This window comes from Streptomyces sp. NPDC057900, from assembly GCF_042887885.1.
In the GTDB taxonomy this organism is placed as follows: Bacteria; Actinomycetota; Actinomycetes; order Streptomycetales; family Streptomycetaceae; genus Streptomyces.
Genome location: NZ_JBHVOI010000009.1, coordinates 1 through 13,773, shown reverse-complemented (window position 1 = coordinate 13,773; position 13,773 = coordinate 1). Strand labels below are relative to the sequence as shown.

The 13,773-nt window shown below is 69.1% G+C and carries 5 protein-coding genes, 1 tRNA gene and 1 rRNA gene; 1 reads left to right on the top strand and 6 read right to left on the bottom strand.

Translation table 11 applies throughout. The features are described 5' to 3' along the window. Window positions 1-13 precede the first annotated feature (13 nt). The 3 genes from ACFVQ0_RS27415 to ACFVQ0_RS27405 form a co-directional block, all read right to left on the bottom strand. Window positions 14-2,803, bottom strand: coding sequence for a DNA translocase FtsK (locus ACFVQ0_RS27415; RefSeq protein ID WP_390091868.1), 2,790 nt, complete (start codon window positions 2,801-2,803; stop codon window positions 14-16). Window positions 2,804-3,015: 212 nt separating this feature from the next. Next, complete coding sequence (locus ACFVQ0_RS27410) at window positions 3,016-3,693, bottom strand: two-component system response regulator (protein WP_390091867.1); 678 nt, start codon at window positions 3,691-3,693, stop codon at window positions 3,016-3,018. Between the two features lie 245 nt (window positions 3,694-3,938). Continuing rightward, a complete protein-coding gene (locus ACFVQ0_RS27405; protein WP_390091866.1) occupies window positions 3,939-9,413 on the bottom strand; it encodes a HAMP domain-containing protein in 5,475 nt (1,824 codons plus the stop codon). A 400-nt stretch (window positions 9,414-9,813) separates the two neighbouring features. On the opposite strand from ACFVQ0_RS27405, the gene ACFVQ0_RS27400 reads away from it, so the two are divergent. Further along, the gene (locus ACFVQ0_RS27400) at window positions 9,814-12,441 is read left to right on the top strand and encodes a SpoIIE family protein phosphatase (RefSeq protein ID WP_390091865.1); all 2,628 of its coding nucleotides are present in this window, start codon (window positions 9,814-9,816) and stop codon (window positions 12,439-12,441) included. Here the strand turns inward: ACFVQ0_RS27400 and ACFVQ0_RS27395 are convergent. The 3 genes from ACFVQ0_RS27395 to rrf all read right to left on the bottom strand — a co-directional run. Continuing rightward, window positions 12,438-13,334 carry an alpha/beta fold hydrolase gene (locus ACFVQ0_RS27395; RefSeq protein ID WP_390091864.1) on the bottom strand — a complete coding sequence of 299 codons (897 nt, stop codon included), beginning with the start codon at window positions 13,332-13,334 and terminating at the stop codon, window positions 12,438-12,440. The two genes, ACFVQ0_RS27400 and ACFVQ0_RS27395, sit on opposite strands and share 4 nt — an antisense overlap. 84 nt (window positions 13,335-13,418) lie before the next feature. After that, window positions 13,419-13,491 (bottom strand) — tRNA-Thr (locus tag ACFVQ0_RS27390). 197 nt (window positions 13,492-13,688) lie between these two features. Beyond that, window positions 13,689-13,773, bottom strand: a 5S ribosomal RNA gene (gene rrf / locus ACFVQ0_RS27385); the annotation flags it as partial.

The following is a 13,773-nucleotide window of genomic DNA, read 5'->3' as shown; positions in this document are numbered from 1 at the left end:
CGGGCCGAAACTCTCACGAACCGGTTTCCCCGCGAATCAGTGCCAACACCCCGTCGAGCTCGTCCGGCTTCACCATGACGTCGCGCGCCTTGGACCCCTCGCTGGGTCCGACGATGTTCCGGGACTCCATGAGGTCCATCAGCCGGCCGGCCTTGGCGAAGCCCACCCGCAGCTTGCGCTGGAGCATCGAGGTGGATCCGAACTGGGTGGAGACGACCAGTTCGGCGGCCTGGCAGAGCAGGTCCAGGTCGTCGCCGATGTCCTCGTCGATCTCCTTCTTCTGCTTCGTGCCGACCACCACGTCCTCGCGGAACACCGGGGCCATCTGGTCCTTGCAGTGCTGGACCACGGCGGCGACCTCGTCCTCCGTGACGAAGGCGCCCTGCATCCGGGTCGGCTTGTTCGCCCCCATCGGCAGGAACAGCCCGTCACCCTTTCCGATGAGCTTCTCCGCCCCGGGCTGGTCGAGGATGACCCGGCTGTCGGCGAGTGACGAGGTCGCGAAGGCGAGCCGGGAGGGCACGTTCGCCTTGATCAGACCGGTGACGACGTCCACGGAGGGCCGCTGGGTGGCGAGCACCAGATGGATACCGGCGGCTCGGGCCAGCTGGGTGATGCGGACGATCGAGTCCTCGACATCGCGCGGCGCGACCATCATCAGGTCGGCCAGCTCGTCGACGATCACCAGCAGATACGGGTACGGCGACAGCTCCCGCTCGCTGCCCTCCGGAGTCTTGAGCTTTCCGGTACGCACGGCGTGGTTGAAGTCGTCGATGTGCCGGTACCCGAACGCGGCGAGGTCGTCGTAGCGCAGATCCATCTCGCGCACGACCCACTGAAGCGCCTCCGCGGCCTTCTTCGGGTTGGTGATGATCGGCGTGATCAGGTGCGGAATGCCCTCGTACGCGGTCAGCTCGACGCGCTTGGGGTCGACCAGCACCATACGGACGTCCTCCGGAGTCGCCCTTATCATCACCGAGGTGATCAGGCAGTTGATGCAGGAGGACTTTCCGGAACCGGTCGCACCGGCCACCAGGACGTGCGGCATCTTCGCCAGGTTGGCCATCTCGTAGCCGCCCTCGACGTTCTTGCCGAGCGCGACCAGCATGGGGTGGTCGTCCTCGGCCGCGTCCGCGAGGCGCAGTACGTCTCCGAGGTTGACCATCTCGCGGTCGCTGTTGGGGATCTCGATGCCGACCGCCGACTTCCCCGGGATCGGGGAGATGATCCGGACGTCGGGACTGGCGACGGCGTACGCGATGTTCTTGGCGAGCGCCGTGATCCGCTCGACCTTCACGGCCGGACCGAGCTCCACCTCGTACCGCGTCACCGTCGGCCCGCGGGTGAAGCCGGTGACGGCCGCGTCGACCTTGAACTCGGTGAAGACGTTGGTCAGTGACGCGACGATCGCGTCGTTGGCGGCGCTGCGGGTCTTGCCGGGGCCGCCGCGCTCCAGCAGATCGAGCGAGGGCAGCGAGTACGTGATGTCGCCGGACAGCTGGAGCTGCTCGGCGCGGGCCGGCAGACCCTGCGGCTCGGAGCGCTCGGGTACCGGCTTGGTCAGGTCGGGTACACCGCCGGAGGGCGACGACGCCCTCTCGCCGGGCCGCCGAGCGGGCTCCGCCTCTCCCCTGGCCCCCGGCACCGGGGTGCCGGGGCGCTCGCGGTCCACGGAGACGCCCTGGGTGAGGTCGGCGACGACGGGCGAGGGCGGCATGCCGTTGAGCACCGCGCCGTCGAGCGCGGCGGCAGCGGCGGCAGCGACGTCGACCGCGTCCATCGTGCGGTTCATCGCGGGCTGCGCGGAGGGCCTGCGCGGCCGGCCGCGGCGCTTGGCGAGCGCCTCGGCCTCGACGCGGTCGGTGTCGTACACCTCCTCGGACGCCTCGGGCGCCTCCGCACGCCGGGGGGATCGCCGGGAGCGGGCGGGCAGCGCCTCGCGCCACTGCTCGTCGTACCGCTCGTCGTCGCTCCCGTCCGCCGCCTCCGGCTCTTCCAGCGGGTCGACGATCCCGAGCCGGACGCCGAGCAGCCGCAGTCGCTGCGGGATGGCGTTCACCGGGGTCGCCGTGACCACCAGCAGCCCGAAGACGGTGAGCAGCAGGAGCAGTGGGACGGCGAGCACCTCGCCCATGGTGAAGATCAGCGGTTTGGACGCGGCCCAGCCGATCAGCCCGCCCGCGTCCTGCATGGCCTCCGTGCCGTCCTCGCGCCCGGGTGATCCGCAGGCGATGTGGACCTGGCCGAGCACCCCGATGACGAGGGCGGACAGCCCGATGACGATCCGGCCGTTGGCCTCGGGCTTCTCGGGATAGAGGATCAGCCGTACGGCGATGGCGCCCAGCAGTATCGGCACCAGCAGGTCGAGCCGGCCGAAGGCGCCGGTGACGAGCATCTCGACGAGATCGCCGACGGGACCGCGCAGATTCGACCAGGTGCCCGCGGCGACGATCAGCGCGAGGCCGAGCAGCAGCAGCGCGACACCGTCCTTGCGGTGCGCGGGGTCGAGCCCCTTGGCACCGCGCCCTATGCCGCGGAACATCGCGCCGATGGCGTGGGCCGCGCCGAGCCATACCGCGCGCACCAGGCGGTACACGCCGCCGGTGGGTGAGGGCGCCGGTCTGGGCGCGGCCACCTTCTTGGCCACCGCCTTCTTCGCGGGAGCCTTCTTGGGGGGCGCGCTCCTCTTGGCAGCCGCCTTTTTCGCGGGCGCGGCTTTCTTCGCCGGACCCGGGCCACCGCCGACGCGCTTCGCGGTGCCCGCCGTGCCCTGGGAACCCTTGCCGGACGTACGTGAGGCCATGGGCCCGAGGTTACCGTTGTCCGCGGTGGTGAACACGTGCGCGGGCCCGTTCACCCGACCGTGTCGTCCTGCGGTGGACGCGAACTGACGCGTCCTCACCCGCTCCGCGCCCCGCACGGACCGCCGACCGGCCCGCCCCGCCGGGCACTTGTCGCAGCCGGGGCCCGAAGGCGCCTGACGCGCAAGGGCGGTACGGCCCGCGGCCCGGCGCGTTACGAGGTGAGCGGGGCCGGTCCGCCGTTGGTGCCTGGCTCCAGGGCGTCCAGCGCCCGGCGCAGCCCGGTCAGCTTCCGTTCGAGGTGAGCGGCGGTGGCCACCGCTCCGGCGTCCGCCGACTCGTCGTCGAGCTGCTTGGACAGCGCCTCGGCCTGCTCCTCTACGGCCGCGAGCCGTGCGGAGAGTTCGGCCAGCAGCCCGGCGGGCTCCTTCTCGTGGTTCGCGCCCACGGGCACGCCCCCTTCGAGCTGGAGCCGCAGCAGCGCGGCCTGCTCGCGGAGCTGGCAGTTCTTCATGTACAGCTCGACGAAGACCGAGACCTTCGCGCGCAGCACCCACGGGTCGAACGGCTTCGAGATGTAGTCCACCGCGCCTGCCGCATAACCCCGGAAGGTGTGATGCGGACCGTGATTGATCGCGGTGAGGAAGATGATCGGGATGTCCCGGGTCCGTTCCCGCCGCTTGATGTGCGCGGCGGTTTCGAAACCGTCCATGCCCGGCATCTGCACATCCAGCAGAATGACCGCAAAGTCGTCCGTGAGCAGCGCTTTGAGCGCTTCCTCCCCTGACGATGCCCGCACCAGTGTCTGATCGAGCGCAGAGAGGATGGCCTCCAGCGCCAGCAGATTCTCCGGCCGGTCATCGACCAGGAGGATCTTGGCCTTCGGCACCATGGCCCGTCCTCCTCGCCCCGGAATTGCACCGGGCGCCGCCCCAGGGGACGACTCCCTTACGCCGTCCGTCCTTGTGCCGGTCATGGTAGCCGCACCCCGCCCGTCACCACACCCTGTCACCGCGATGTCACTGTGCACATACCAGAAACGCGGCGAGAGACCAAAAGGTTCCCCGGATACCGCGCTCCCACACCACTTCGGACACACTCGATCAACAAATCATCATTGATTCGCTCAATCGACGATCACTCTCCGCGCATCCAACCCTCCATGACGGAAAGAAGATGATCAGGATCGACCGGCTTGGTGACGTAGTCGGAGGCTCCGGACTCGATCGCCTTCTCCCGGTCGCCCTTCATCGCCTTGGCCGTCAGCGCGACGATCGGCAGCCCGGCGAACTGCGGCATCCTACGGATCGCGGAGGTCGTCGCGTAACCGTCCATCTCCGGCATCATGATGTCCATCAGTACGACCGTCACATCGTCGTGCTGCTCAAGGACTTCGATCCCCTCGCGCCCGTTCTCCGCGTACAGAACGGCCAGCCCGTGCTGCTCAAGCACGCTGGTGAGCGCGAAGACGTTCCTGATGTCGTCGTCGACGATCAGCACCTTCTCGCCGTTGAACCGGAACGTCCTGCGGACCTCGGGCTCCTCCTGGACCGCCGGCGTCCAGGGCTCCTGCGGAGCGCTCCTGGGCGCCTGAGAAGCCGCGGGGGCCTGTGGCAGCGCGGGCTGCTGCCCGGAGCCGCCCAGCGCCTTGCGGCGGCGCCTGAACAGCCCTGCGGCGCCCTGATCCTGGCCGCTGCCCTGCTGCTGGCCCATCTCCCGTCCGAAGTCCTGGAGACCCTCTCCGAGCCCCTGGACGGCCTCTGGCAGCCGCCCGCCCTCGACCCCGCCGCCATGCGTCTCGATCGGCCCGGGGCCGATCTGCGGGTAGCCCTGCGGCGGGAGTTCGCTCGGGTGCAGCGGCAGGTACAGCGTGAAGGTCGAGCCACGGCCCGGCTCGCTCGCCGCGTGGATCTCGCCGCCCAGCAGGCGGGCGATCTCCCGGCTGATGGAGAGGCCCAGGCCCGTACCGCCGTACTTGCGGCTGGTCGTGCCGTCCGCCTGCTTGAACGCCTCGAAGATCACCAGCATCTTGCTGGAGGCGATCCCGATACCGGTGTCGGTCACCGAGAACGCGATCAGATCGGCATCGGCGTCACGCAGCGAGCCGGCCTCCAGCAACTGTTCCCGGATGGCGTTCGGCACCTCCGCCCCCGCGTGCCGGATCACCAGCTCGACAGCACCGCTGTCGGTGAACTTCACCGCGTTGGAAAGGAGGTTGCGCAGCACCTGGAGCAGCCGCTGCTCGTCCGTGTGCAGCGTGGCCGGAAGTTCCGGCGACACCCTGACGGAGAAATCCAGCCCCTTTTCCGCGGTGAGCGGGCGGAATGTCGCCTCCACGTAATCGACCAGCTGAACCAGCGCGATCCGGGTCGGGCTGACATCCATCTTGCCCGCCTCGACCTTCGACAGGTCAAGGATGTCGTTGATCAGCTGGAGCAGGTCGGACCCCGCGCCGTGGATCGTCTCGGCGAATTCCACCTGCTTCGGTGACAGGTTGCCCTCGGCGTTGTCCGCCAGCAATTTGGCCAGAATGAGCAGCGAGTTGAGTGGCGTGCGCAGCTCGTGCGACATGTTCGCCAGGAACTCCGACTTGTAGCGCATCGAGACCGCGAGCTGCTCGGCGCGCTCCTCCAGGACCTGCCTCGCCTCCTCGATCTCGGTGTTCTTGACCTCGATGTCGCGGTTCTGCTGGGCGAGCAGCTCGGCCTTCTCCTCCAGTTCCGCGTTGGACGCCTGGAGGGCCTTCTGCCGGTTCTCCAACTCCTGCGAGCGGTCCCGCAATTGCTCGGTCAGTTCCTGCGACTGCTCCAGCAGTTTCTCGGTGGTCGTGTTAACGCTGATGGTGTTGACGCTCGTGGCGATCATCTCCGCGAGCTGATTGAGGAAGTCCCGCTGGATATGGGTGAACGGCTGGAACGAGGCCAGTTCGATCACTCCGAGGACCTTCCCCTCGAAGAGCACCGGCAGCACGATCACATGCGCGGGCGGCGCCTCACCGAGGCCGGAGGAGATCTTCAGGTAACCCGGCGGAACGTTGTCCACCTGGATCGTCCGCTTCTCCTCGGCGGCCGTACCGATGAGCGTCTCACCGGGCCGGAAGGACGTCGGCATGGAGCCCGCGGAGTAGCCGTAGCTGCCCCGCATCCGGAGCACGTACGCCCCCTCCTTGTCGCCCTCCGCACCCAGCGCGTCGGTGTCGCCGGTCGCCATGGCCAGGAAGAACGCGCCGTGCTGGGCGGAGACGACCGGGGTCAGCTCGCTCATGATCAGCGAGGCGACGTCGTCGAGATCGCGCCGCCCCTGCATCAGGCCGGAGATCCGGGCGAGGTTGCCCTTGAGCCAGTCCTGCTCCTTGTTGGTCGCCGTGGTGTCGCGCAGGTTGGCGATCATCGTGTTGATGTTGCCCTGCAGCGCCTGGATCTCGCCGGCCGCGTCCACGTCGATCTTCAGGTTGAGATCGCCGCGGGTCACCGCGGTGGCCACGGCCGCGATGGCGCGCACCTGACGGGTGAGGTTTCCGGCCATCTCGTTCACCGACTCGGTGAGGTCGCGCCAGGTGCCGTCGACACCCCGGACGCGCGCCTGGCCGCCCAGCTGCCCCTCGGTACCCACCTCGCGGGCCACCCGGGTCACCTGCTCCGCGAAGGAGGACAGCTGGTCCACCATCGTATTGATGGTGTTCTTCAGCTCCTGGATCTCGCCCCGGGCATCGATGTCGATCTTCTTGGTGAGATCGCCCTTCGCGATGGCCGTGGTGACGGTGGCGATCTGGCGCACCTGACCGGTCAGGTTGGACGCCATCGAGTTCACGGACTCGGTGAGGTCCTTCCAGGTACCCGCGACCCCGGGCACCCGTGCCTGGCCGCCCAGTTCGCCCTCGGTACCCACCTCGCGGGCGACGCGCGTCACCTCGTCGGCGAACGAGGACAGGGTCGTCACCATCGTGTTGACGGTGTCCGCCAGTTCGGCCACCTCGCCGCGTGCCTCGACGGTGACCTTCTTCGTCAGGTCGCCGTTGGCGACGGCGGACGAGACCCGGGAGATGTTCCGCACCTGACTGGTCAGGTTGTTGGCCATCAGGTTGACGTTCTCGCTGAGGTCCTTCCAGATACCCGTGGCTCCGCGCACCCTGGCCTGGCCGCCGAGGATGCCCTCTGTACCCACCTCGCGGGCGACCCTCGTCACCTCGTCACCGAAGTTCATCAGCTGGTCGACCATCGTGTTGACGGTCGTGACCAGTTCGAGGATCTCGCCCTTGGCGTCGACGGTGATCTTCTTGGAGAGGTCTCCCTTGGCCACCGCGGTGGTGACCTCCGCGATGTTGCGGACCTGAAGGGTCAGGTTGTTCGCCATGCCGTTGACGGACTGCGTGAGGTCCTTCCACGTACCGGACACGCCCTGCACCTCGGCCTGACCGCCGAGGATGCCTTCCGTGCCCACCTCACGGGCGACCCTGGTCACCTGCTCCGCGAAGTTCGACAGCTGGTCGACCATGGTGTTGAGGGTGTTCTTCAGCTCCAGGATCTCGCCGCGCGCGTCCACGTCGATCTTCTGCGACAGGTCACCGCGCGCCACCGCCGTGGCGACCTGCGCGATGTTACGGACCTGAGCGGTGAGGTTCCCCGCCATGCCGTTCACCGAGTCGGTCAGATCACGCCACACACCGGCCACACCGGGCACCTGTGCCTGGCCGCCGAGCCGCCCGTCCGTGCCCACCTCGCGGGCCACCCGCGTCACCTGCTCCGCGAAGGCGGAGAGCTGGTCGACCATCGTGTTGATGGTGTTCTTCAGCTCCAGGATCTCGCCGCGCGCGTCCACGTCGATCTTCTGCGACAGGTCGCCCCGCGCCACCGCCGTGGTCACCTGGGCGATCTGGCGCACCTGGGAGGTCAGGTTCCCCGCCATGAAGTTGACGGAGTCGGTGAGCTCCTTCCACGTACCGGAGACACCGTCGACGCGCGCCTGACCGCCGAGGCGGCCCTCCGTACCCACGTCCCGCGCCATCCGCGTCACCTGATCCGCGAACGACGACAGCTGCGCGACCATCGTGTTCACGGTGTTCTTCAGTTCGAGCATCTCGCCGGCGACATCGACGGTGACCTTCTGCGACAGGTCACCGTTGGCGACCGCCGTCGTCACCTGCGCGATGTCCCGCACCTGGCCCGTCAGGTTCCGGAAGGCCGTGTTCACGGAGTCCGTGAGGTCCTTCCAGGTACCGGCCGCGCCGGGCACCTCCGCCTGGCCGCCCAGCCGGCCCTCGACGCCGACCTCCCGCGCCACCCGGGTCACCTCGGAGCCGAACGACTGGAGCTGGTCGACCATGGTGTTGACGGTGTTCTTGAGTTCGAGCATCTCGCCGGCCACGTCGACGGTGACCTTCTGCGTCATGTCACCGCTGGCCACCGCCGTGGTCACCTGCGCGATGTCCCGCACCTGCGTCGTCAGGTTGCGGAAGACGGTGTTCACCGAGTCGGTGAGGTCCTTCCACGTCCCGGCGGCACCCGGCACCTGCGCCTGTCCGCCCAGCACACCCCCGCCACCGACCTCGCTGGCCACCCGGGTGACCTCGTCCGCGAAGGTGCGCAGCGTCTCGGTCATCTGGTTGATGGTCTCGGCGAGCTGCGCGACCTCGCCGCGCGCGCTGACCCGGACCTTCTGCGACAGGTCGCCGTTGGCGACCGCCGTCGTCACCTCAGCGATGCCGCGCACCTGGGAGGTGAGGTTGCCCGCCATCGTGTTGACGGAGTCGGTGAGGTCCTTCCAGACTCCGGCCACGCCCGGCACGGTCGCCTGGCCGCCCAGCTCGCCCTCCGTACCGACCTCGCGGGCGACCCTGGTCACCTCGGAGGAGAACGACGACAGCTGGTCGACCATCGTGTTGACGGTGTTCTTCAGCTGGGCCATCTCGCCGGCCACGTGGACGGTGACCTTCCGGGACAGGTCTCCCTTGGCGACCGCCGTCGTCACCAAGGCGATGTCGCGCACCTGCGCGGTCAGCCGGAAGGCCATCGTGTTCACGGAGTCCGTGAGGTCCTTCCAGGACCCGGACATGCCGCGCACCTGGGCCTGTCCGCCCAGCTTGCCCTCGGTCCCCACCTCGACCGCGACCCGCGTCACCTGCTCGGTGAACGCCGACAGCTGGTCGACGAGGTTGTTGACCGTACGGGCGACCTTCAGGAACTCGCCCCGCAGCGGCCGTACCGTCTCGTCGGTGGAGTGCGACCGGAGCTCCATCCGCTGCCCGAGGTCGCCGTCGGCCACCGCCGACAGCACCCGTCCGACCTCGGACACGGGGCGCGCGAGGTCGTCGACGAGCTCGTTGGAGGCGTCGATCGCGGCGGCCCAGGCCCCTTCGCAGGCGCCGGTCTCCAGCCGCTCGGTGAGCTTGCCCTCCCGTCCGACCACCCGCCGTACCCGGGCGAGCTCACCCGTGAGGTGCACATTGCGGTCGGCGACCTCGTTGAAGACGGCGGCGACCTCCGCCATCACACCGTCACCGGAGACGGTCAGGCGCCTGCGGAAGTTACCGTCACGCATGGCCACCAGACCGGCCAGCAGTCTGTTGAGCGCTGCGGCGTCGACTTCGATGGTTCCATTGCGCTGCTTCTTCACGGACTGTCCGCCTTTAGTGCGCGTGCCTGTTCCCCGCGCCGCCACGCCAGACTCCACCGTGTCCCTCCCGCAGGGTTGACCGTATCGCTCGGGTCTTCTCTGGGAGCTTGCCCAGATCCTCAATGGCTCACCGCCACAGCACACCGTCGACGGGTGACCATGCGGACGTCAAATCGTTGAAACCTACCAGGCCGGAACCGGTCGGGGTGGAACGTCCCATGGTTGTCCCACATCCCTTCTCAGGGAAGCCCACACTTGTCCGGCCACAGGCCCGTATCCGTCGGTCCTTGCCTCAAGTCTGCCCTCGTGTACCCGGTACCCGAGGGGAGCGTCTAGCCTGGCAAGCGAATCGAAGCGGCTAGAAACGGGCACAGGACTCGGGGAAGCGACGAGACACCATATGGGGAGTGCTGTGATCACGGCGCGCGCGGCTGCCACCTTCGACCCGGTCGGGCGCTCCGTCGCGACCGCCCGCGCCTTTGTCCGCGACACCCTCCAGGGGTGGGGATACACCGACGTCGTCGACGATGCCGTCGTCCTCACCAGCGAGCTGGTCACCAACGCCGTGGTCCACGCGGGCACCGCGGCGGACGTTCTCTGCCTCCGTACGGAGGACGGCGTCCGGGTCGAGATCTCGGACCACTATCCGGAACGGGAGATCCCGCTCCAGTCCACCGGCCCCGATTTCGGCAGCCCGGACCGCGAGGGCGGCCGGGGCCTGCTCCTGTGCGCCGCGCTCGCCTCGCGCTGGGGCGTCGAGTACTCCCCCGCGCACAAGCACGTCTGGTTCCAGCTGGACCTCCCCGACCGCCCGGTGGGCATCCGCTCCGCGGGTCCGCTGCTCCCCGTCGACCTGCTCCCGGTCACCGACGAACGTGTTCGGGTCGCCGTCGTCCAGATCGACAGCCTCGGCGCCATCGCCGCGTGGAACGACGACGCCGGGTATCTGTTCGGATACACCGCCGAGCAGGTCATCGGCAAGCAGCTCACCGACCTCACCGCCTGGCCGCAGACACCGGGGACCAACACCGGTATCGCCGACGCGCTCCGCCTCTCCCGCTGGGAGGGCAGCTACGGGATCCGGGGCGCCGACGGCCGCACCATCCCGGTCTACGGCTCCCACCTGCGCGTACGGGACACCCGGGGCGAGCCCTCGACGGTCTGTCTGCTGGTCCGCGACTACGAGCGGGCCGTGCTCCAGTCACCGGTACGCACGCCCGTCACCGACAACGGCACGGAGAGCCGCAAGGCGGACCCCTTCGAGGTCTTCATCGGCTCCCCCGCCCCCGACGACCTCGACGGCCTGCTCCAGCGCACCGTCGAGCGGGCCCGCGACATGCTCGACGCCGACGCCGCGTTCCTGCTGCTGGCCACGGACGACGAGACCGAGCTGGAGGTACGGGCCACGACCGGCCTCCCCTCGGCCCGCCAGCGCTTCGCCCGCGTCCCCGTGGAGGCCGGCACCGGACGGTACGGCTCTGCCCGCATGCCCGCGGTCCACGAGGACCTCGACGCCGTCCCCGGCGCCGTCCCGCTGCTCGGCAACACCGGGATGCGCTCGGTGGTCACCGTCCCGCTGAAGGTGGAGGGCCGTCTGACGGGCTCCCTGGGCGTCGCGGCGGAGGCCGCGGGTCGGTATTCGAACGAGGAGGCGCTGCGTCTCCAGTTCGCGGCCGACCGCATCGCCCTGGCCGTCGAGTCGGCCCGCCTGGGCGAACTGGAACGGCTGCGTCGCGGCTCGCTCTCCTTCCTCGTGGAGGCGTCGGACCTGTTGGCGGGCACGCTCGACCGGGATCAGACGCTGGCCCTGATGGCTCAGATGACGGTCCCCACCCTGGCCACCTGGTGCGCCGTCTACACGATCGCCGACCAGTCCTCCGACCCGTACCTCTCGTACGTGCTGCACGAGGACGAGGAGCTCATCGACGGCCTCAAGGCCCTCCTCTCCAAGATCGCCCCGCCGGATCCGGTGCCGGCCCCCGGTGCCCGCTCCTGGGCGGCGCCCTCCGAGGCGGCCCATCAGGCGGCCCTGCGCACTTCGATGCGCGGTATCGGCCTCGGTGACGCGGGCAGCCTGGGCGCGGGTATCCGTACGACGCTGGCGACGGCTGCCGCGGTGGGCGGGGAGACGGTGGTCCTTCCGCTCGTCGCCCGCAACCGTGTCATCGGCATGCTCACCCTCGGCAAACCGTCCGACGACCATTTCCGCCAGGAGATCCTGGAACTGGCCGAGGACCTGTCCCGCCGGGCCGCCCTGGCGCTCGACAACGCCCGCCTCTACTCGGAGCGCATGGCGATCAGCCAGTCCCTGCAGCGCAGCCTGCTGCCGCCGGGGCTGCCGGACGTGCCCAATGTCGAGATCGAGGTCATCTACCGGGCAGCCGGTGAGGGCAACGAGGTGGGCGGCGACTTCTACGACGTCTTCCCGATCCAGGACGGTGCCTACGGGTTCGCCATCGGCGACGTCTGCGGCACGGGCCCGGAGGCCGCGGCCGTGACGGGTCTGGCCCGTCACGCCCTGCGCCTGCTGGCCCGCGAGGGCTTCGGCGGCCCCGCGGTCCTGGAGCGGCTGAACGCCGCCATCCTCGACGAGGGCGCCCGCAGCCGCTTCCTGACCCTGCTGTACGGCGAGCTGTGGCCCCAGGAGGACGGCAGTGCGCTGCTGAAGGTGGTCTGTGCGGGTCACCCGCTGCCGCTGCGCCTGCGCCAGGACGGATCGGTCGAGGCCGCGGCCGAGCCACAGCCGCTGCTGGGCGTCATCGAGGACCTGGAGCTGTACGAGCAGACGGTGACCCTCGATCCCGGCGATGTCCTGCTGTGCGTGACCGACGGTGTCACCGAACGCCGTGAGGGCACCCGCATGCTCGGCGACGACGGCTTGGCGGACGTACTGGCCACCTGTACGGGCCTGACGGCCGGCGCGGTGGCGGCACGCATCCTGCGGGCGGTCGAGCGGTTCGCGGCGGACCCGGCCTCGGACGACATGGCCATCCTGGCGATGCGCGTCCCGGAGCCGCAGGCGGGTTAGGCCCGGCCGTCCGGACCGGTGTGGGACACCAGGGCGTCGATGAGCCGGGGCCAGAGTTCGCGGGGGCGGTCGTGGCCCATGTCGGGGATCATCAGAAGCTCGGCACCGGGCACCAGTTCCGCGGTGCGCTTCCCGCCGCTGGGGTCGATCAGCGTGTCGTCCAGTCCGTGGATCACCAGCGTCGGCGTCCGCAGTTCGCGCAGCGCGTCCGCACGTGAACCGCTGAGGATCATCGCCCCGAGCTGTCGCCCGATCCCCGCGGGGTAGTAGGAGCGGTCATAGCTCTCGGCAGCCAGCTCACGCAGCGTGTCGGCGCTCCCGTATCGCTTGGAGGCCCAGACGAGCTCCTTCTCCGCCGCCGCGACATATCCCTCGCGGTCCGCGGGCTTCGGAGCGAACAGCACCGCCTGTGCCTCCGGGCTGGACCGCCCGTATTCGCTCTCACCGGTCGAGGACATCATCGATGTCAGGGTCAGCACGCGCTCCGGGCAGGAGAGGGCCATCGTCTGGGCGATCATTCCGCCCATCGAGGCACCGACCACATGGGCCTGTTCGATACCGAGCGCGCTGAGCAGCCCGAGACCGTCGTCGGCCATCTGACGAAGGCGATAGGGGACCATCGCGAGGGCGGTGGGAAGGTCGCCCGAACTGACGGCTGCGATGAACTCGCCCATGTCGACGGGGTGATCGTCGAACTTGGTGGACAGCCCGCAGTCACGGTTGTCGTATCGGATCACGTAGCGGCCACGGTCTGCCAGGGCCCGGCAGAAGTCCTCGTGCCAGCCGAGCAGCTGCGCGCCGAATCCCATCACGAGCAGGACCGGCGGGTCCTCGGGGGCACCGAAGCTCTCGTAAGCGATGGACACTTCGGGAGACACGCCAATGATCGACATGCGAGAAGTTTGCCATGTCCGGTCCATGTGTCTCCTCAAACGCGAAAGGCCCCCGCCACTTGGCGGGGGCCTTTCGTCGGTACGAGCCCCAATGCGGAATCGAACCGCAGACCTTCTCCTTACCATGGAGACGCTCTACCGACTGAGCTATTGGGGCCTTGCTGCCCTGCGGCAACGAGCTAAAGCATACCCTGAATCAGGGGGTGCGCAAAACCGCCTGATGCACCATCACCGACCTTCACCACGAGGCCGGTCCGGGCCGGCCGGCAGGTGCACGGGGGTCCCCGGAACCTGGCCGGGAACGCAGAAAAGCCCCGTGCCACAAGGGCACGGGGCTCAACTACTTTAAAAGGAGTTCGGCGGCGTCCTACTCTCCCACAGGGTCCCCCCTGCAGTACCATCGGCGCTGAAAGGCTTAGCTTCCGGGTTCGGAATGTAA

What these genes read in the sequence shown, in the direction of transcription:
- ACFVQ0_RS27415 (WP_390091868.1), bottom strand. Translation starts at nt 2,803, where the DNA reads ATGGCCTCACGTACGTCCGGCAAGGGTTCCCAGGGCACGGCGGGCACC.
- ACFVQ0_RS27400 (WP_390091865.1), top strand. Translation starts at nt 9,814, where the DNA reads ATGGGGAGTGCTGTGATCACGGCGCGCGCGGCTGCCACCTTCGACCCG.
- ACFVQ0_RS27410 (WP_390091867.1), bottom strand. Translation starts at nt 3,693, where the DNA reads ATGGTGCCGAAGGCCAAGATCCTCCTGGTCGATGACCGGCCGGAGAAT.
- ACFVQ0_RS27395 (WP_390091864.1), bottom strand. Translation starts at nt 13,334, where the DNA reads ATGTCGATCATTGGCGTGTCTCCCGAAGTGTCCATCGCTTACGAGAGC.